The organism is Streptomyces akebiae (assembly GCF_019599145.1).
GTDB classification, from domain to species: Bacteria; Actinomycetota; Actinomycetes; order Streptomycetales; family Streptomycetaceae; genus Streptomyces; species Streptomyces akebiae.
The window spans coordinates 9,474,774-9,493,812 of sequence record NZ_CP080647.1 but is presented as its reverse complement, the minus strand read 5'-3'; the positions used below and the strand labels follow the sequence as shown (position 1 = coordinate 9,493,812).

The following is a 19,039-nucleotide window of genomic DNA, read 5'->3' as shown; positions in this document are numbered from 1 at the left end:
CCGTAGGCCGGGGGCCAACCCCACCCCCGAGTGACCGGGTTGCCGGATGGGGCGGCAGTGGCCCCTTGGACAGCATGGGGCCATGACACTTCGCACGCGAAACGTCCTGGTCCTCGCCCTGACCGCCTCGGTCGTCGGCACCGTGCTGACGGCCACGACCCCGGCTCTCGCCTCGTCGTCCTCACCCGCGCTCGCCTGGCGCCCCTGTGTCCAGCCGGGCGGTCCGGCCGGCCAGGAGTGCGCCGTGTTGACCGTGCCGGTCGACTACCGGGCCCCCGACGGCCCCCGGTTGCGCATCGCGGTCTCCCGACTGCCCAGTGAGCGCCCCGAAGCCCGACGCGGCACCCTGCTCGTCCTCCCCGGTGGCCCCGGCGGCTCCGGCATCGCCAGACTCACCCGGCAGGGCGAGGCACTGCGCCGTGAACTCGGCGCCACGTACGACATCGTGAGCCTCGACCCGCGCGGCGTGGGAGCCAGCACCCGGGCGTCCTGTGAACTCCCCCCAGCCGACCGGCACTTGGTGACCCTACGACCCTGGCCCGCGCCGGACGGCGGCATCGCGGAGAACGTCGCCCGCTCCCGCCGCACCGCCGAGTCGTGCGCCCGCAACGGCGGTGCCGTGCTGCGCAGCCTCAGCACCGCCAACGAGGTACGCGACATCGACCGCCTGCGGCAGGCCCTGGGCGAGGACAAGCTGTCGGCGTACGGCGTGTCGTACGGGTCCTATGTCGGCGCCGTGTACGCGCAGAAGTACCCCGAGCGCACCGACCGTTGGGTGCTGGACAGTAACGACGACCCCGATCCTCGGCGGGTCGAGAGGGCCTGGGTGGCGAACATGGCGGTCGGCGCGGAGGACCGGTTCCCGGACTTCGCGGCCTGGGCCGCCGATCCGGCCCGGGACGCGCAGGGTCTGCGGCTCGCCCGGCGGGCCGCGGAGATCCGGCCGTTGTTCCTCTCCTTGGCGGCGGAGCTGGACCGCGCGCCGAGGGAGTCGACGACACCGGGCGTGCCGCTCACCGGCAACCTGCTGAGGCAGGTCATGTACGACTCCCTCTACGACGACGCCGTCTTCCCCCGGCTGGCGGGGCTGATGCGTGCGGCCATGACGCCGGACGCCACCCCGGTGCTGCCGCCGGCGGTCGCCGGACCGCTCAGTGACGAGGACGCCGCCGTCACGATGGCCGTGATCTGCAACGATGTGCGCTGGCCCCGGTCGGTGGCCGGGTACGAGCGGGCGGTGGCCGCGAACCGGGCGCGGTATCCGCTCACGGCCGGACTGCCGGGCAACATCTTCCCCTGCGCCTTCTGGAAGGACACCCCCGCCGACCAGCCCACGAGGCTCACCGACCGGGGCCCGTCCAACATCCTGATGATCCAGAACCGACGGGACCCGGCCACCCCGTACGTCGGGGCGTTGCGGATGCGTCGGGCCTTCGGCGACCGGGCGCGGCTCGTCACGGTCGAGCGGGGCGGTCACGGCGTCTACCTGGGGACGGGCAACGCCTGCGGCAACCATGCCGTGACCTCGTTCCTGACCACGGGCGAGCGCCCCGCGCGGGATGTCACCTGCCCGGACTAGGGCGACGTCCGCGGGCCGGGCAGCTCGGTGCCGAGTCGGTCCAGCAGATGCTTCCGTTCGGCCACGAAGGCCGGGTCGGCCTGGTAGTCGGAGTGGCCGAGGATCGGGGCGGGCAGCGGGTGGGCGCCGGTGCGGCCGTAGGCGAGCGGGTCCGGGAAGGGCTCGGCGTCGACCTGCGGCCCGTGCCGGCTCGTCAGTCGCACGGGGCCGCCGATGGGGTCGGTGCGGCGGTACAGGTTGCGCCAGCGGTCGACCTCCCGGTGCAGGGCCGCGAGCGGCTCCGGGCCGAAGTGGGCGGGGAACCAGCGTCCGTAGAGCCGCTCCAGCGGTGAGCCGTAGGTGAGCAGCGCGACGCGTCCGCGGACCGACGGGGTCAGCTGCCAGGCGGCGGCCGCCGCGAGGACGCTGCCCTGGGAGTGGCCGGAGATGACGAGCCGGCCGCCGGTGGCGCGGGTCCAGGTCGCCATGCGCCAGGTCAGGTCGGGTACGGCCCGCTCGGCGTAGCAGGGCGGTGCGAACGGGTGTGCGGCGCGGGGCCAGAAGGTGCCCACGTCCCAGAGGATGCCGATCGTCCGCCGCGCCGAGGCGTCCTTGTAGGCCCGGCGGCCCCAGGTGACGAACAGCAGGAAGCCCACGCCGATCAGCCAGGATCCCAGTGCCTGCGCGGTCTGGGCGGCTCCCTCGACGACGTCGTACGAGCCCTGCGCCGCCCTCGCCGGTGTCTCGCCCGTCACCAGGGCGCCGGTGAGGGCAGCGGCGCCGAGCAGCAGGGTCACCGTGGAGGTGACGGCGACGATGCGTGGCGCCCGGTCGGTGAGGGCCGCCATGGCGCGGGTGCGCGCGATGCGGCGGGTACGGCCGGCGTCCTGCGCCTCGTGCTCCTCGGGCCGCGGCCCGCCAGGGCCCCCCGGCGCCGTCGGCTCGCGCGGGACGGACGGTTCCACCGGGCTCGACGGTCCTCCTGGGTCCGGCACCCCTTCCTGGCCCGGCAGTCCCTTCGCCTGCTCCTGCGGCCCTTCGCCGACCAGGCCGTACTCCCGCTCCACCGCCGCCGTCTCCGCTCTGCGCAGGACCCAGGTGCGGCGGGCCAGCCAGCCGAGGAGGCCGAGGAGGACCACGAGGAGGGGCGGGATGACGGAGGCCTGCCAGGTGAGGAGGACGGGTGGGCCGGAGAGGGCGTCGTCGGTGCCGCCCAGCCAGTCGGCGACGCGCTGGGCGACACCGGCGGACATCACGCCGCCGAGGGCGCAGGCGAGCATCGCGACGGCGGGGCCGGCCAGACCGTACATGGCGGTGCGGGGGTCGGGGCGGGAGCGGTACAGGGTGTGGGCGACCACGCCGAGCGCCATGACGAGCAGGCCCTGCACCAGGGTGATCCCGCCGAAGGTCAGGTCGCCCGGCAGCCGACCCGTCGACCTCCAGCCGGGGCGCGACCACCCGGCGTACACCACGGCCAGGACGAGCACGGCGATCGAGCAGGCGGGCAGGCGGCGGACCACGGTCCCGTCGAGGCGTGTGTCGAGGCGCCGCTCGCTGCGGCCCCTGCGGCAGACCACCCAGACGACGGTCCCCGCCAGCAGCACGAGGGCCGAGTTCAGCAGCCAGCCCAGGAGTTCCAGGAGGGCAGGTCCGTCCGTTCGGCGGTCGTGGCGGGCGGCCGAGGTGCCGACCGCCGCCGCGACGGTGAGGAATCCGGCCGCCGCGTGGGCGGCGCGGAGCCTGGCGACGAGACGGCGGCCGTACCAGAAGCCGGGCCGGCCGAGTGCGACGCGGGTCGTGTCCTCGATGTCGGCTGCGAGGTGCGTCGCGTCGCCGCCACCGGCTGCGTCGGGTGCCGTCTTCTCGTCCTCGGGACGGCCGTCGTCGCGGTCCATCGGGCGCTGGGACTCGTACTCGCTCCAGGTGCGGTGGGAGAGGTACCACAGGAGACCGGTCAGCGCGGTGGGCACCACGGCCGCCACGGCGAGGCGGCGGCCGGGCTGGCTCCACCAGCCGCCGTCGGAGACGGCCGGAGAGAGGAAGCCGAGCCAGGTGTGCGCCTCCGCGCACGCGCGTGCGCCCGCGCACTGCCAGGCGGTCAGGTCGAGCGCGACCTCGCAGGCCGCCGCGACGAGCAGCACGGTCAGGGTCAGGCCGGCCAGGCGGACGAGGAGGCCGTAGAGACGTACCGTGCTTCGGCGGCCGCGGGAGCTGGGGCGCATCCAGTGCGCGAGGTTGACGACCATGAACGGCAGCAGCAACAGCCACAGGGCACGCGAGCTGTTCCCGGAGGTGAGGTTGCACCAGACGTAGGCCTCGGGGACGGGCTTGCCGCGGTAGTCGGCGGGACGTTTCTCCGCGTCGGCGTCGTCGATGCGCCGGAAGACCGCGGCCGTGTCGTCGCCGGTGACGCGGACCGTGCGGGGATCGTCGAGCATGCGTTCGGGGGTGGTGCCGCCGACGCCGTGGACCAGGAGTTCGAGGGCGGTCGCGTCCGTCGTGGAACGGCCGGAATCGGCGTGCGGACCGTCGTCCCGCGCTTCCGCGTGTTCCCTGGGTTCCGCCGGTGTCGTATGTTCCCTCGCACGATCCACTGTTCCGCTTCCCCCGTGATGCGCCGCAAGTCGGTGTGAGGTGCAGGCACTGATGATCGCCCCTCGTAGGGCGTCATACACCTGTGATCACCGAATCTCCCCGATCCATGTGATAGTGGCGGGCGCGAGGAGCGGAGCATGACGTGCGCGCGACCGTGCGGGGAGTGGCGTCACCGGTGGTGGGCCGTGCGAATATGGGACGTCCTCGGGACCGGGGACGGGGGAATGTCCTTGTCGGAAGGGGTAGGGAAGGCGTGTCGGGCGTGATGGGGCGAGAGGACCGGAGCGAGCGTGAGTGAGAACCAGAACCTCCTCGCGGAGCAGCGCCGAGCCCTGATCCTCGACGAGGTGCGACGGCGGGGCGGGGTCCGGGTCAACGAGCTGACGCGCAGACTCGGTGTGTCGGACATGACCGTGCGTCGCGATCTGGACGCGCTGGCCCGTCAGGGCGCGGTGGAGAAGGTGCACGGCGGTGCGGTGCCGGTGGCCGAGGCAAGCACCCACGAGCCGGGTTTCGAGGCGAAGTCCGGGCTGGAGCTGACCGCCAAGGAGGACATCGCACGGGCGGCCGCGGAGCTGGTGGCGCCGGGCTCGGCGATCGCTCTTTCGGGCGGCACGACGACGTACGCGCTGGCACACCGTCTCGTGGACGTGCCCGATCTCACCGTGGTCACCAACTCGGTGCGGGTCGCCGACGTCTTCCACGCGGCTCAGCGCACGACGGGCCCCCGGCAGGGTGCGGCGACCGTCGTGCTCACCGGTGGCGTGCGGACGCCGTCCGACTCGTTGGTGGGGCCGGTGGCCGATCAGGCGATCGCGGCGCTCCACTTCGATGTGCTCTTCCTCGGTGTGCACGGGATATCGGTCGAGGCGGGTCTGTCCACGCCGAATCTGGCGGAGGCCGAGACCAACCGTCGTCTCGTGCAGTCGGCGCGGCGGGTCGTGGTGGTGGCCGACCACACCAAGTGGGGGACGGTGGGGTTGAGTTCCTTCGCCGCGTTGGAGCAGGTCGACACGTTGGTGACCGATGCGGGGTTGGCCGCGCAGGCGCGGGCCGAGATCTCCGAGCATCTGCGGCGGCTGGTGGTGGCGGGGGAGGACGAGGAGGACGGCGCGGATGTCTGAGCGCCGGTTCGGCTGAGGGCGCGTTCAAGGCCGCGGGCCGTTCGTGGCTGGTCGCGCGGTTCCCCGCGCCCCTGGCGGGGCGCGGAAGCGCACGGCGGAGCAAAAGGGCACCTCAGTCCGTCCAGACCCCCGTGACCAGCAGCCTCTCGATCGCCGCCGCGTACGGCTCGATGTCCAGGCCATGTCGCCCCAGCCACTCGTCGGAGTAGTACTTGTCGAGGTAGCGGTCGCCCGGGTCGCACAGGAGGGTGACCACGCTGCCCTGGCGGCCCTCGGCGACCATCTCGGCGATGATCTTGAGAGCGCTCCACAGACCCGTGCCGGTGGAGCCTCCGGCCTTGCGGCCGATCGCGTTCTCCAGGGCTCTGACGGCGGCGACGCTGGCGGCGTCGGGGACCTTCATCATGCGGTCGACGGCGCCGGGGACGAAGCTGGGCTCCATGCGGGGACGGCCGATGCCCTCGATGCGTGAGCCGCAGTCGCAGGTGACGTCGGGGTCGCCGGTGGTCCAGCCCTCGAAGAAACAGGAGTTCTCCGGGTCGGCGACGCAGATGCGGGTGTCGTACTGCATGTAGTGGACGTAGCGGGCGATGGTCGCGGAGGTGCCGCCGGTCCCGGCGGTGGCGACGATCCAGGCGGGCTCGGGGAAGCGCTCCAGCCGGAGTTGGCGGAAGACGGATTCGGCGATGTTGTTGTTGCCGCGCCAGTCCGTGGCCCGCTCGGCGTAGGTGAACTGGTCCATGTAGTGCCCGCCGGTCTCCACCGCGAGACGGGCCGACTCCTCGTACATCTTCCGTGAGTCGTCGACGAAGTGGCAGCGGCCGCCGTGGAACTCGATCAGACGGATCTTCTCGGCGCTGGTCGTGCGGGGCATGACGGCGATGAAGGGGACGCCGATCAGTTTGGCGAAGTACGCCTCGGAGACGGCTGTGGATCCGCTGGAGGCCTCGATGACCGGGCGGCCCGGCCGGATCCAGCCGTTGCACAGGCCGTAGAGGAAGAGGGAGCGGGCCAGACGGTGCTTCAGACTGCCGGTGGGATGGGTCGACTCGTCCTTGAGATACAGGTCGATCCCCCATCTCTCGGGCAGCGGGAAGCGCAGCAGATGGGTGTCGGCGGAGCGGTTGGCGTCGGCCTGGACCTTGCGCACGGCTTCTTTGAGCCAGCGGCGGTACTCGGTGTCGCTGTGGTCGACGTCGAGGGTGGCGCCAGGACGGGTGGGGTGGGCGGTGCTCACGGCGTGCTCCTCACGCATTGCGCCGACGGCGGGTCGCGGCGTCGGACGCCCCGATGATAGACACCTTCCGCACGCTTCTCACCTGCATAAACATGCCTTTGAGCCCCTCAAAGACACTCCTGTGGCAAGGATGCGCGGGGCGCATGGGGGGCGCATGCCGCGCATGCGCCGGAACCCCGCTCCCGGTCCACCGTGCGCACTGGTGCTCGACGCGGGGGACGTGCAGACTTCACCGCACGGGCCGAGTCGACGCCACCGGGGCCGTCCAGGGGGAGGCGATCTCGGGCACACTGGATCACGGTCCGCGACGGATCAGACGACAGGCACAGCCGAAGCGCACTAGGGGGCGGAGTACATGGCCGAGCCGGAGTTCACGGCCACGGGCGTGCGGATCGGGAAGAGGTTGCGGCAGCTCACCCGGGCGGGGCAGGTCCGGATCGAGGACGGCCGACTGCAGTTGCTCACCAGTTACGGCAGCGAGATCGACAGCGCGCCGGTGCAGGCGGTCCGGGCCTCGAAGCCCTGGTTCGCCAACGAGGACCGGGCGTTGGCCGATGTCAACGGCACCCGCTACACGCTCACGCTGAACGAGCACGACCCGGCTCCGGGGAAGCCCGGTCCACCGTCCGCGCGCCGGTTCATAGAGGCGGTGCGCAAGGCGGCCGGTCGCAGCAGCTGACGAACCGCGAGTTGCGGGACCGGGCCCCCTGGGTCACTCTGGTCTCACGTCACTCTGGGTTTACCGGCGATAACGCTGCGAACCAGCCCGCCGGCCACGTCAGCGGGCGGCGGTCGTCGACAGCCACCCCAGGAGCAGGCGGCGGCTCCGGCCTCCGCCCCAGGCGGCAGTCGTAGGCGGCCGCACCACAGCAGGCGGCGTTTTTCGCCCAGCCACCTCGCTGGATCCGTACTCCGATCTTCTTCCGGACTCAATTCGGGGAGTCGCAGCCGTGATCAGCCAGCAAAGCAGGCACTGCACGGTGGAGCTCCAAGCCCTGCCGTCGCGGATCGGCCAGGTCCGCAGAATCGTATCTGCGCAATTGCGCTACTGGCATCTGGATCCCTTGATCGAGCGGGCCGCACTCGGGGTGACCGAGCTGCTGTCCAACGTCCACCGGCACGCGGAACCGGACAAGACGTGCACCGTGGAGATGGAGTTGCTCCTCGGCCGGCTCACGGTCTCGGTGCACGACCACGACCCCCGTCTCCCGGTCGTCCAGGACGCGGATCCCTTCGCCACCTGCGGCCGAGGGCTCGCGATGGTCGCCGCGGTGAGCGAGAGCTGGGGCGTGCGCCCGCACGGCGAGACGGGGAAGGTCGTGTGGTTCACCCTGCCGGCCTCCTCGGCAGCGGTACCGAAGATCTCGCCGTACGACACCGGCCTGACGCTCGACACCGCACAGCCGTACGACACCGGACGCAGGCCCGCCGTGCGTGGGCGCAGGTCCGAACACGCTCCCGCCCGGTCGGCCGTCGCAGGCTGACCGGGCGGTGACCCTCTCGTCGCCGGCCGGCACGGGCTCGGACACCGGCTGCCAGGGGGCCGGGGGTGGCGGGCTCAAGCCGTGCGATGCCCGGCGGACGGCCCGCTCACCCGGGCCTCGGCTTCCGCCGCGCCCACCGAGATGTCCACCGACGGCCGGAGCTTCGCCGCCGCTGCCAGAGCCTCGTGCACGGGGTGGGCGGTGAAGGACGCCAACAGGGCCCGGTCGGCCGGGTGTTCGGCGGCGGGGTAGGCGATCTGCTCGTAGGCGGCCTGGAAGCGGGGGCCCCAGCGTCGGGCACCGAGACGGGCCGTGCGGGAGCAGTTGTCGACCATGTACGCGACGTCCCGGGCGTGCATGTAGGGCAGGAGGGAGTCGACGGCCTCGATGACGGACTCGTTGACGATCTCCGACCAGGGATGGCCGCGCTCGACGAACTCGTCGATCTGCGCGGTCATGGTGGCGACGAAGACACCTGCGGCGAACGGGTCGACGGGCAGGTCGCGTTCGCCCCGGCGGGCATGCGCCCGGGCGCTCACCGACCACATCGGGGAGTTGCCGATCTCGCTCATCGGGCGGGCGCCGAGGCGGCGTTCGGCCAGGACGACGCCACGCAGCTCGGTGCCGTCGGCGACCTCGTCGTAGATCTCCGCGACGATCTCACGGGCGGGTCCGTAACTGGCCGTGTAGACACGGTCGAAGACGTCCCGGCCGTCCGCGTCGAGCCCCTCGCGCACCGCGCGGAGTCCGGCGCGGGAGACGGTGCGGGCGATCGGGCCGGTGATGGTCTCGCAGGAACGCTCGTACGCGGTCACCTCGTCGGCACCGGCGAGCCGGTGGCGGGTGTAGAGGCTCTCGACGATGCCGTGGACGGCACCGAGCAGGATGGCGCGCTCGCCGACGATGTCGGAGAGGTACTCGCTCTCCAGGGTCGTGCGGAAGGTGTACGGGGAGCCGAGGGCGACCGACCAGGCGAGGGCACGGTCGGCCGCGTGGCCGTCGGGGTCGGCGTGGACGGCGTAACTGCTGTTGATCCCGGCGCCGTTGATTTCCGCGCCCTGTTCGTAGAGGCGGCGCACGGAGTCGCCCATGCCCTTCGGGCAGACGGCGATCACGCCGTGACCGGGCGGGAAGTCGCCGCCGGTCTGCCGGAGATGGCCGAGGAGGAAGCCGTGGGAGAGGCCGATGGTGGCGCCGGGCTTCAGGGCGGCGAAGATCTCCCGGTGGTGGGCGGCGAGTGCCGCGTCGGCGATCAGCAGGATGACGAGGTCGCTCTCGGCGGTGACGGCGAGCCAGTCGCCGAGGGTGCCGTCCGCCTCGGTGAAGCCGTGGGCGCGGGCGTCGGCCGCCGAGGCGGAGGCGGGTCGCAGGCCGACGGAGACGGTGATGCCGGTGCCGCGGAGGGAGTCGCGCAGGTTGCGGGCCTGGGCCCGGCCCTGCGGGCCCCAGCCGACGACCCCGATGCGACGCACTCCGGCGAAGGCCTCGGGCAGCAGCGGGAGCAGGTGGCGGCCACCGCGCAGGACGGTCTCGGTTCCGCCGGGCATGTTCAGGGTCTCGAGAGCGAAGACGGTGGAGGCGGCGGAGGCGGACGGGGAGGTGGTGGTCATGGAGGAGTTGTAGGGTCCCGGCGAGTGTTGCGGCAAGCGCAACCTTTGCAGCGGAGCGTTGCGGCAACAGAAAGGCCCTGGTGGGCGATCATGCGGGACGACCATCGCGATCTGCGGCTGTTTCTCCATCTGGCCGGGACGCTGAACTTCGGCCGGACCAGCCTGGACTGCCATGTCAGCCCGGCGACCCTGACGCGCACGGTGCAGCGGCTGGAGGCCGAGTTGGGGCACCGGCTGCTCGACCGGGGGCCGAGGGGGGTCTCCCTCACGGCCGAGGGGCATCGCTTCCGCGCCTACGCCGCCGAGGCCCTGGAACTGTGGCAGGCCTTCCGCGAGGAGCATCCGGACCCGGCCGAACTCACCGGGCGGCTGGCCGTGTTCGCGACTGTGACCGCGTGTCAGGCGCTGCTGCCCACACTGCTGGCGCCGTTGCGCGCCGCCCACCCCCAGGTCCGCCTCGACCTGCGCACCGGTGACGCGGCGGCCGCGCTGGCCCGGCTGGACGAGGGCGAGGCGGACGTGGCGGTCGCGGGCGTCCCGGCGCGGCTGCCGGAGTCGCTGGTGAGCCGGACGGTGGCCACCACGGACCTGGTGTTCGTCACCGCGCGCGAACGTCCGGACCCCGGTCTCGACGGCCCCTTCGTCCTCCCGCACCGGGGCCTGGTCCGTGACGCCGCCGACCGCTGGTTCCGCTCCCACGGCATCGCTCCCGACCCGGCGGCCGAACCGGAGGGCCACGAGGCGCTGCTGACGCTCGTCGCACTCGGCTGCGGCACCGGGGTGGTCCCCCGGCTGGTCCTCGACCACAGCGCCGTGCGCGACCGGCTCACCGTGATCCCCACCGAGCGTCCTCCGGCGCCGTTCCCGATCGGGCTGTGCGTCCGCAGGGCGGATCTGCGGCGACCCCATGTGGCGGCCCTGTGGAGTCTGACGGCCGAGTTCACCTTTCGATCACCCTGAGGACGACTCCCGTACGCCCCCCGGCAATTACCCCGTCGAACTCCCCCAGGGTATTCGGAATTAGCACTTTCACTTTTCGTGGACGGCACAACCTTCAACGAGCCACGAGCCTCTAATTCGGCGAACCGAAATGGGGGCCCGTCGAAAATGAAGTCGGTAGTACAACGGAACTCGGTGTGCCGAGCGGACAGGGACAGGGCGTGAATCCGACAACCCGTTCCTCGGCGCTGCTCCGGCCGCGGGGAAAGGCCGCGCTGCTCGCCGCCGCGTTCACCCTCGCCGTGCTCTGCGCCGCCGACGCCGTGGCCCGCAGCCATCCCTTCGGCCCGCGCACCCGCAGCGTCAACGACCTCGGCAACCAGTACGTGCCGTTCCACGCGCACCTGTGGGACCTGCTGCACGGCAGGGCGGACGGCGGGCTGTACGTCAACTGGCGGTCGGGCCTCGGCACGAGTTTCCTGCCCGACCTCGGCACATACCTGAGCAGCCCGTTCGCCCCGCTCGTGGCGGTGTTCCCGCGCGACGAGATCGACCTCGCGGTGTACGTGGTCACCCTGCTGAAGGGGGCGTCGGCCGCCGCCGCGATGGCCTGGCTGCTGCTCGCCCTGCGTCCCGGCCGCTGGTGGGCGGCGGGGCTGCTCGGCGCGTCGTACGCGCTGTGCGGCTGGACCCTGGCGGACGCGGTCCCCAACCCCATGTGGCTCGACGGTCTGGTCTTCCTGCCGCTGCTGTGCCTGGTCGGCGAGTGGGCGCGGCGGGGGCGGCGGCCGTTCCTCGGTGTGCTGATCGTGGCGCTCGCCTGGATCGCCAACTTCTACACCGCCTACATGGCCACCCTCGCCGCCGGCCTGGTCCTGCTGCTGCGGCTGTGGCTCGGCGACCTCACACGCCGGCAGCGGCTCATGGCCGCGGGGCGCGCGGCCCTGATCACCGTCCTCGGCATGGGTCTGGCGGCCCCCCTGGTCACCGTCGTCTACTTCGGCACCCGGCACGCCTATCCGGGCCGGGTACGGCAGTTCGTGCCCGTCGCCACCGAGGACCTGCTCGCCCGGCTGTTGCCGGGGACGTACAGCTTCGGGACCCCGGCCGTGTACGTGGGTACCACCGCGCTGCTGCTGGCGCTCGCCCTGCCCTTCCACAGGGCGGCCCCGGCACGCCTGCGCGCCGGGTGGACGCTGCTGGTCGTCGCGGTGGCGCTGTCGATGCAGTGGGGGCCTACGCATCTGCTCTGGCACGCCTTCGCCACCCCGCAGGGCAGCTCGTACCGTCAGGCCTTCGTGCTGTGCGCGCTGCTGGTGATCACCGCCTGGCACGCCCTGTCGTACGGCGTTCCCGGCCCGCGCGCGCTGGGCGCGGCGGGTGCGCTGCTCGCGCTGGTGATCGTGGTCGCGGGCGGCAGTGAGCGGACCACCCGGGCCTTCACCCTCCCGCTCGCCCTGCTCGCCGCCGTCGGCGCGCTGGGCGGTCTGCTCCTGCTCGGGCTGAAGCGGAGGAACGGCCGGCGCCTCGCCGTCCTCGCCGTGGCGCTGCTCGTGGGCACACAGTTCGGCGAGGCCGCCGTCACCTCCGCCGCCGACACCCGGCTGCGGCTCGGGCACATGGACGACTACGCGCCCTGGGGTGCGCGGCAGCGCGAGCAGGCGGAGGCGATCGCCTGGGCCGACGGCTGGCCGCGTCACCGGACCGACCCCGGCCGGGAGCAGACCGTCGGCAACGACCCGCTACTGGTGGGCGGGCAGGGCGCCCAGTACTACAGCAGCCTCACCTCGGACGTACTCAGCCGGACGCTCACCGCCCTCGGGGGCGGCTGGACCTCGCGCGGCCGCAATGTGCAGAGCCTGGACAACGCCGTCACGGACGCGATCTTCTCCGTCGGCGCGCGGGTGCACTCCCCGCCGGACCCGCACCAGAACTGGTTCCCGCAGGACGGCAGCGGGGTGACCGTGACCCGGCAGGACGTGCCGCCGCTGGTCACGGTACGGCCGCACACCGACCGCGCCGACGGCCCAACAGACCTCTCCGGCTTCGGTCCGTCGCCGTACCGCAACCAGGAACTGTTGCTGGGCACACGGGTGTACACCGTGCCCCGGGTCAGCGTGCGCACCGCCGCCGGGAAGCCGCCGTCGCCCAGCGACGACGGGCGGCCGGGGCTGCGGGTGGGCCCGCTGCCCTACGCGAGCGCGCCGAGGAAGCCGACGATCACGGGCAGCTGTCCGGCCGGGTCCGAGCTGTATCTGTGGGCGCCCCACCTGTCGGGCAGCGCGCGGCTGGCCGACGGCGCCGTCTCCGGGGCCGGGCCCGGCGTGAAGCCGACCGGGCGGTTCCGGTCCGACCAGCCCGTCACCAAGATCGCCCCGATGCAGCGGCTGGGCACGGTCGGGGGCTCCGGGCGGTTCCGTATCGAGCTGTCGCCGAACAGAACCAGTCTGGTCCCGGACGGAGCGGTCGGCTGTCTGGACACCGCGCGGCTGAGCGCCGCCGTGGAGGGACTCAAGGCCGACGGCGCCACCGACGTGAGCGTGTCCGACGGGACGATCCGGGCCGAACTCCCACCCCACAGCACCGGGATCGCCGTCGTCGCGGCACCCCGGATCTCCGGTTGGCGCTGCGCCGCCGGCAACGCGCCCGCCCTCCCCGCCAAGAGCCACTACGGCCTGATCGCGGTACCGCTGTACGGCTCGGCCAGCAGTGTGACCTGCACGTTCCATCCGCCCGGACTGCGCCTGGGCACGGCGGTCGGGGCCCTCTCGCTCACCGCCGTGCTGCTGCTCGGGGCGTCGGCCCTGATCCGCCGCCGTCGGGCACCGGCCACGTCCGGGCCCATTCTCCCGGCCACCGCACCACCCGCGCCCGACGACCCGCCCGCACGTGAGCGCGTGACCACCGCTCCGTGAAACCGCACCCCTGGGGAATCCATGCTCATCTCGATCGTCGCACCCTGCTACAACGAGGAAGCCGTCGTCGCCCGTTTCCACGAGGAGATCCAGAAGGTCGCGGAAGAACTGCTTCCGCTCGGCCACGACATGGAGTGCGTGTACGTCGACGACGGCAGCCGGGACCGTACGCTCGCCGTTCTGAAGCAGCTGGCGGAGTTCGACGCCCGCGTCCGCTACGTGTCGTTCAGCCGCAACTTCGGCAAGGAGGCCGCGCTGCTCGCGGGGCTGCGGCACGCCTCGGGCGACTGCGTGATCGTCATGGACGCCGATCTGCAGCACCCGCCCGAACTGGTCCGCCGCATGGTCGACCTGCGCGAACAGGGCTACGACCAGGTCATAGCCCGCCGTACCCGGACCGGCGACGGTCTGATGCGCACCGCCACCGCCCGCCTGTACTACCGGCTGGTCAACCGGCTCGTGGACGTGGAACTCGTCGACGGCGTGGGGGACTTCCGGCTGTTGTCGCGCCGGGTCGTCGACGCAGTCCTGAGGCTGACGGAGTACAACCGCTTCTCGAAGGGGCTCTTCGCCTGGGTCGGCTTCCCCGGTACGACCTTCGAGTACGAGAACGCCGTGCGCGCACACGGTCGCAGCTCCTGGAGCTTCCGGTCGCTGCTCAACTACGGACTGGACGGGCTCCTCTCCTTCAACAACCGTCCGCTGCGGGCCGCCCTGCACCTCGGCCTGTGCCTGCTGGTGTGCGCGGGGCTCTACACGGCCTGGATCGTGGGTGACGCACTCGTCAACGGCGTGGAGACACCGGGCTATGTCACCATCGTCATGGCCGTCACCGCCCTTGCCGGAGTGCAGATGATCATGCTCGGGGTGATCGGGGAGTACACCGGCCGGATCTACTACGAGGTGAAGGGGCGCCCGCACTTCCTGGTGAAGGCGACCAATGCGGAACAGACGGAGGGGCACGCCGCGTGCGGCACGACGAAGGACCTCATTCGCTGATGGGGACGGTGACACGCACCGAACCTCGCCCCGTGGCCCGCCCGGCGCCGGAGCGGCGCATATCGGGGCAGATCATTTCCTTCGCCCTGGTCGGGGTGGTCAACACCGGGATTTATTACGGGCTTTATCTGTTGTTCCTCAGCGGGCTTCCCTATCTCGCCGCACATATTCTCGCGTTTGCCCTGAGTATGACGGGCTCGTTCTTCCTGAACGCGCGATTCACTTATCGCACCCGTCCGACCTGGCGGAAATTCCTGCTGTTCCCGCTGACCAACGTCACCAATTTCCTGATCACGACCGCGGGTGTGTACGTCGTCGTGGACGTACTGCACGCGGGCAACCGGTTCGCGCCACTGCTCGCGTCGGGGGCGGCGATCCCGGTGACGTTCCTGGTGTCCCGCACGATCATGCTGCGGGGCTCCCGGACCGGGTGAGCCTCCTCAGGCCAGCGCGCCCAGCGGGTCGTCCAGCACCGACTGCCAGGCCAACTCGGCCGCCCCCACCAGGCTGTTGTGGTCCAGGGTGCAGGCCAGGATCGGGGCGACCCCGCTCTGGCGACCCCACAGACTGCGGTCGGCGACGACGGCCCGCAGCCGGTCGGGGTCGGCGTCGAGCAGGGCTCGGTGCATGCCGCCGAGGATGATGCGGTCGGGGTTGAGGATGTTCACGAGACCGGCGAGCCCGAGGCCGAGGCGGTCGATGATGGCCTCGGCGGCCGTGCGGACACCCGGGTCGCCGTACTGGGTGCGGATCAGTTCGTTGGCCTGTTGCAACAGCGAACCCTCGGGTCCCGGATCGCGGCCCACCGCGGTGAGGAAGGCACGCGGGTCGGCCTCGACGTCGAGGCAGCCGCGGCTGCCGCAGTGGCAGGGCCGGCCCTCGGGGTTGACGGTGAGATGCCCGACCTCCAGGGCCAGGCCCGAACTGCCCATGTGCAGTCGGCCGTCGAGGACCAGCGCGCCGCCGACGCCCCGGTGCCCGGTCGCCACGCACAGCAGATCGCGGGAGCCGCGGCCGGCGCCGTGCCGGTGTTCGGCGAGGGCGGCGAGGTTGACGTCGTTCGCCGCGAACGCGGGCCCCTCGATCCCGGCCGCGCGGACCCGCTCGGCGAAGATCTCCCGGACCGGCGCCCCCGCCGGCCAGGCGAGGTGCAGCGGGTTCAGCGCCAGCCCCGCCGGTTCGGCGACGGCCGACGGCACGGCCAGACCCGACCCCACACACCGCCGCCCGGTCTCCGCCAGGAGCTCGGCGCCCGCGTCGACGACCGAGCCGAGCACCTTCGCCGGGTCGGCGTCCACGATCTCGCAGGCGGGCGTGGTGGCGACGATCCGCCCGCCGAGCCCGACCAGCGCGGCGCGCCAGCCGTCGGAGTGCACCTGGGCGGCGAGGGCGACGGGCCCCTCCTCGGCGACTTCGAGTCGGTGGGAGGGCCGGCCCTGGGAGCCGGCGGCGGCTCCCGGGTGCGCGTCGACCCGGATCAGCCCCAGTGCCTCCAGCTCGGCGGCCACGGCACCGGCCGTGGCCCGGGTGACGCCCAGTTCGGCGGTGAGCACGGCCCTCGTCGGGGCCCGACCGGTGTGCACCAGCTCCAGCGCCGGACCGAGCGCGCCCCTCCCCCGGTCCAGCCGAGCCCGTGCCGTCGTCCCTTCGCCCGCCGCCTTGGGGGCCGCCTTCCCGTCCATGAGGCCGAGTCTCCCATGATCCGCTCGGCGCCGAACCCCGCGCGATGGGCCTCAGCAGTCGTCGAAGCCGCCGACCCGCAGGGTGATGTTCAGCCGCCCGGTCAGCCCGAGCCAGGGCGGCGCGGTCCCCGGGTGTACCCGGGGCACCCCGTGGTAGGCGGACCGTGCCGGCCCGCCGAACACGAAGAGATCACCACTGCGCAGCTCCACGTCCGCGTACGGCCGCGTCCGGGTCTCCGTGTTGCCGAAGCGGAAGACACAGCTGTCGCCGAGGCTCAGCGACACCACCGGCGCGTCCGACTTCTCGTCACCGTCGCGGTGCATACCCATGCGCGCGTCGCCGTCGTAGAAGTTGACCAGGGCGATGTCGTACGCGGCGGTCGCCGCCCCGGCTCCGAGGGTGTCCGCGACCGCGCGCCGACCCAGCTCCCCGAGCCAGTCCGGGAACGGCTTCACGGGCGCACCGTCGCCGTCGACGACGGTGCGGGCATAGGCGTACGGGTACCAGTGCCGGCCGAGACAGACCTGCCGGGCGGTCATCGTGCCGCCGCCCGGGGTGCGGACCGTGCGGAGCCCGGCGGGCGGCCGGGCCCACCCGCGACAGGCGTCGAGGAGGTGCCGCTGCTGTTCCGCGTCCAGCCAGTCCGGCACGTGGACCGCGCCCGGCGCGATCTCCGTCCGGTCCCGGGGGAACAGCTCGGCGTCCATGGCACCATCGTCCCGCACGCCGCTCGATGTCCGCCGGGGCCCTCGTCCCGCGGGGCCGCTCGCGTCCATGGGTCCTCCGTCCCGCACGGCTGCCCGACGGCCGGAACCGGGGTCGTGCTCGGTTAGCCTGGGCGCACGATGAGCGACCGTATGACCGCGCCCGAGGGCGACTACGCCCTGGCCCGCTTTCCCGAGGATCCCCGTGACCCGCTGCGCGCCTGGGACGCGTCCGACGCGTATCTGCTGCGCCACCTCGCGGAGAGCGGGACGCGGCTGGACGGGACGCTCGTGGTCGTCGGGGACCGCTGGGGCGCGCTGACCACCGCGCTCGCCGCGCACCGGCCGACGCAGATCACCGACTCGTTCCTGAGCCGGGAGGCGACGCGGGCCAACCTGGAACGCAACGGCGTCGAGGCGGACACCGTACGGCTGCTCACCACCCGGGACACGCCCCCGGACCGGGTCGACGTGCTCCTCGTACGGGTCCCCAAGAGCCTCGCGCTCCTGGAGGACCAGCTGCACCGGCTCGCGCCCGGCGTGCACGAGGGCACGGTCGTGATCGGCACCGGCATGGTCAAGGAGATCCACACCTCGACGCTGAGGCTCTTCGAGCGGATCCTCGGCCCGACCCGCACCTCGCTCGCCCGGCAGAAGGCACGGCTGATCTTCTGCGCCCCGGACGCGAAGACCGTCGGGGCCCGGGGGGACGATCCCTGGCCGTACACCTATCGGCTGCCGGACGACATCGGCGTCCTGGCGGGACGCGCGGTCGTCAACCACGCGGGCGTGTTCTGTGCCGACCGGCTCGACGTCGGCACGAGGTTCTTCCTGCGGCAGCTCCCGAAGGCTCCGCGCGGCGGGCGGGTCGTCGATCTGGGGTGCGGGAACGGCGTGGTCGGTACGGCGGTGGCGCTGGCCGATCCGGACGCCGAGGTGGTGTTCGTCGACGAGTCGTACCAGGCGGTGGCCTCGGCGCGGGCCACGTACCGGGCGAACCTGCCGGAGGCCGGCGGGAAGGACGGCGCGGCGGCGCGCGGGACGGCGGCAGGGACGGCCGAGGGAACGGCAGCCGGGGCGGCCGACGGAACGGTCGAGTTCCGGGTCGGTGACGGGTTGGAGGGATTCGCGCCGGGGAGTGTCGATCTCGTCCTGAACAACCCGCCGTTCCACTCCCACCAGGCGACGACCGACGCCACGGCACGACGGATGTTCAGCGGGGCGCGGCGGGCGTTGCGGCCCGGTGGTGAGCTCTGGGTGGTGGGGAACCGTCATCTGGGCTATCACGTGACGCTGCGGCGGATCTTCGGCAACAGCGAACTCGTCGCGAGCGACGCCAAGTTCGTGGTGCTCAGGGCGGTCAGGCGGAGTTAGCGACACCCGCCGGGAAGGTGGCCCCGCGCAAGGCGCGCGGCGACGCTCCCAGTTCCCGGCGGCAGGCCTTGTTGAAGGCCTGGAGGTCGGGGATGCCGACGGAGGCGGCCACGGCGGGGATGGACAGGGTCGTGGCGCGCAGCAGATGGTGGGCGCGTTCGAGTCTGCGGCGTCTGATGTAGGCGACGACGGTGCCGCCGGTCTCGGCGTGGAACAGCCGGGTCAGATGGTTGTGGGAGACCCCGGCGACGCGTGCCACCTCCGGGATGGTGAGCGGGGCGGCCAGATGGGCCTCGATGTGGGCGATGGCGGTGGTGACCGCCGGGTGCGGCCCGGGGGCGGCCGCGACGGGCGGGGTCAGCTGGGCGACCCGCCACAGGGCGGTCCAGAGTTCGGCCCGGGTGCGGTCCGGCTCGCTCGGGGCTGCGGCCACCGCCTGGAGCAACAGGCCGGTGAGCGCGGGCAGTTCGGGGCCGGTGTCCTGGACGACCGGAACCGTGCGGGGCGCTCCGGACGGGGGGATGCGCAGATGGGCGAAGAGGTGTTCGGAGCGGCCCCGGTAGCGGTAGCGGACGGTGGTGCCCGGCGGGACGAGGCTGACCCGGCCGGGGCGGATGGTGTGGGGGGTGCCGTCGACGGTCAGTTCGGCCTCGTACTGGTAGAGGTGCAGCTGCCACAGCTCCGGCAGCCGGAAGACGTCCGTGCGGCTCGCGACGCCGTGCACGCCGACGCCGATGAGGGCGACGTCCGGCGGCTCACCGAGGTGGATCTCCGTCTCCCGCATGAACGGAAAAGTATCAGTGACGGGCATCACACT

15 protein-coding genes are annotated in these 19,039 nt (G+C 72.7%); 9 read left to right on the top strand and 6 right to left on the bottom strand.

The window, feature by feature from the left end; all coding sequences use genetic code 11:
- Positions 1-82: 82 nt before the first annotated feature.
- Positions 83-1,579 (top strand): alpha/beta hydrolase, encoded by a 1,497-nt coding sequence (locus tag K1J60_RS41155; protein ID WP_220650669.1) that lies wholly within the window; start codon positions 83-85, stop codon positions 1,577-1,579.
- Here K1J60_RS41155 and K1J60_RS41150 read toward each other — a convergent pair.
- Positions 1,576-4,152, bottom strand: coding sequence for a hypothetical protein (locus tag K1J60_RS41150; protein WP_220650668.1), 2,577 nt, complete (start codon positions 4,150-4,152; stop codon positions 1,576-1,578). The two genes, K1J60_RS41155 and K1J60_RS41150, sit on opposite strands and share 4 nt — an antisense overlap.
- 291 nt (positions 4,153-4,443) lie before the next feature.
- On the opposite strand from K1J60_RS41150, the gene K1J60_RS41145 reads away from it, so the two are divergent.
- Positions 4,444-5,277 carry a DeoR/GlpR family DNA-binding transcription regulator gene (locus K1J60_RS41145; protein WP_220650667.1) on the top strand — a complete coding sequence of 278 codons (834 nt, stop codon included), beginning with the start codon at positions 4,444-4,446 and terminating at the stop codon, positions 5,275-5,277.
- A 112-nt stretch (positions 5,278-5,389) separates the two neighbouring features.
- Here K1J60_RS41145 and K1J60_RS41140 read toward each other — a convergent pair whose 3' ends face one another.
- Positions 5,390-6,532, bottom strand: a complete 1,143-nt coding sequence (locus K1J60_RS41140; protein ID WP_398683989.1) for an L-cysteine desulfhydrase Cds1 — start codon at positions 6,530-6,532, stop codon at positions 5,390-5,392.
- Between the two features lie 337 nt (positions 6,533-6,869).
- Between K1J60_RS41140 and K1J60_RS41135 the strand changes: the two genes are divergently transcribed.
- Together K1J60_RS41135 and K1J60_RS41130 are read left to right on the top strand one after the other, a co-directional pair.
- A complete protein-coding gene (locus K1J60_RS41135) occupies positions 6,870-7,193 on the top strand; it encodes a hypothetical protein (RefSeq protein ID WP_220650666.1) in 324 nt (107 codons plus the stop codon).
- A gap of 271 nt (positions 7,194-7,464) precedes the next feature.
- Entirely contained in the window at positions 7,465-7,998 is a 534-nt protein-coding gene (locus K1J60_RS41130) for an ATP-binding protein (RefSeq protein WP_220650665.1), read from the top strand.
- 74 nt (positions 7,999-8,072) lie between these two features.
- On the opposite strand, the gene K1J60_RS41125 is transcribed toward K1J60_RS41130, so the two are convergent.
- Positions 8,073-9,608 (bottom strand): ketol-acid reductoisomerase, encoded by a 1,536-nt coding sequence (locus K1J60_RS41125; protein ID WP_220650664.1) that lies wholly within the window; start codon positions 9,606-9,608, stop codon positions 8,073-8,075.
- A 90-nt stretch (positions 9,609-9,698) separates the two neighbouring features.
- Here K1J60_RS41125 and ilvY point away from each other — a divergent pair, with 90 nt between their 5' ends.
- The 4 genes from ilvY to K1J60_RS41105 all read left to right on the top strand — a co-directional run bounded on the left by ilvY (position 9,699) and on the right by K1J60_RS41105 (position 14,895).
- Positions 9,699-10,568 carry an HTH-type transcriptional activator IlvY gene (ilvY, locus tag K1J60_RS41120; RefSeq protein ID WP_220650663.1) on the top strand — a complete coding sequence of 290 codons (870 nt, stop codon included), beginning with the start codon at positions 9,699-9,701 and terminating at the stop codon, positions 10,566-10,568.
- A gap of 200 nt (positions 10,569-10,768) precedes the next feature.
- Positions 10,769-13,462, top strand: a complete 2,694-nt coding sequence (locus K1J60_RS41115; RefSeq protein ID WP_220650662.1) for a YfhO family protein — start codon at positions 10,769-10,771, stop codon at positions 13,460-13,462.
- A gap of 21 nt (positions 13,463-13,483) precedes the next feature.
- Entirely contained in the window at positions 13,484-14,461 is a 978-nt protein-coding gene (locus K1J60_RS41110; RefSeq protein ID WP_220650661.1) for a glycosyltransferase family 2 protein, read from the top strand.
- Complete coding sequence (locus tag K1J60_RS41105) at positions 14,461-14,895, top strand: GtrA family protein (RefSeq protein WP_220651937.1); 435 nt, start codon at positions 14,461-14,463, stop codon at positions 14,893-14,895. Before K1J60_RS41110 ends, K1J60_RS41105 begins: the two co-directional genes overlap by 1 nt.
- Before the next feature lie 6 nt (positions 14,896-14,901).
- On the opposite strand, the gene K1J60_RS41100 is transcribed toward K1J60_RS41105, so the two are convergent.
- A complete protein-coding gene (locus K1J60_RS41100) occupies positions 14,902-16,143 on the bottom strand; it encodes an ROK family protein (RefSeq protein ID WP_220650660.1) in 1,242 nt (413 codons plus the stop codon).
- Positions 16,144-16,194: 51 nt separating this feature from the next.
- Positions 16,195-16,851 carry an alpha-ketoglutarate-dependent dioxygenase AlkB family protein gene (locus K1J60_RS41095; protein WP_220650659.1) on the bottom strand — a complete coding sequence of 219 codons (657 nt, stop codon included), beginning with the start codon at positions 16,849-16,851 and terminating at the stop codon, positions 16,195-16,197.
- Positions 16,852-16,989: 138 nt separating this feature from the next.
- Here K1J60_RS41095 and K1J60_RS41090 point away from each other — a divergent pair, with 138 nt between their 5' ends.
- Positions 16,990-18,222, top strand: a complete 1,233-nt coding sequence (locus K1J60_RS41090) for a methyltransferase (RefSeq protein WP_220650658.1) — start codon at positions 16,990-16,992, stop codon at positions 18,220-18,222.
- Here K1J60_RS41090 and K1J60_RS41085 read toward each other — a convergent pair.
- Entirely contained in the window at positions 18,209-19,006 is a 798-nt protein-coding gene (locus tag K1J60_RS41085) for an AraC family transcriptional regulator (protein WP_220650657.1), read from the bottom strand. The genes K1J60_RS41090 and K1J60_RS41085 overlap by 14 nt on opposite strands.
- Positions 19,007-19,039 lie beyond the last annotated feature (33 nt).

Coding starts and splice junctions, on each gene's coding strand:
- K1J60_RS41155 (WP_220650669.1), top strand. CDS start 83: ATGACACTTCGCACGCGAAACGTCCTGGTCCTCGCCCTGACCGCCTCG.
- K1J60_RS41140 (WP_398683989.1), bottom strand. CDS start 6,532: ATGCGTGAGGAGCACGCCGTGAGCACCGCCCACCCCACCCGTCCTGGC.
- K1J60_RS41135 (WP_220650666.1), top strand. CDS start 6,870: ATGGCCGAGCCGGAGTTCACGGCCACGGGCGTGCGGATCGGGAAGAGG.
- K1J60_RS41125 (WP_220650664.1), bottom strand. CDS start 9,608: ATGACCACCACCTCCCCGTCCGCCTCCGCCGCCTCCACCGTCTTCGCT.
- ilvY (WP_220650663.1), top strand. CDS start 9,699: ATGCGGGACGACCATCGCGATCTGCGGCTGTTTCTCCATCTGGCCGGG.
- K1J60_RS41110 (WP_220650661.1), top strand. CDS start 13,484: ATGCTCATCTCGATCGTCGCACCCTGCTACAACGAGGAAGCCGTCGTC.
- K1J60_RS41105 (WP_220651937.1), top strand. CDS start 14,461: ATGGGGACGGTGACACGCACCGAACCTCGCCCCGTGGCCCGCCCGGCG.
- K1J60_RS41100 (WP_220650660.1), bottom strand. CDS start 16,143: ATGGACGGGAAGGCGGCCCCCAAGGCGGCGGGCGAAGGGACGACGGCA.
- K1J60_RS41095 (WP_220650659.1), bottom strand. CDS start 16,851: ATGGACGCCGAGCTGTTCCCCCGGGACCGGACGGAGATCGCGCCGGGC.
- K1J60_RS41090 (WP_220650658.1), top strand. CDS start 16,990: ATGAGCGACCGTATGACCGCGCCCGAGGGCGACTACGCCCTGGCCCGC.
- K1J60_RS41085 (WP_220650657.1), bottom strand. CDS start 19,006: ATGCGGGAGACGGAGATCCACCTCGGTGAGCCGCCGGACGTCGCCCTC.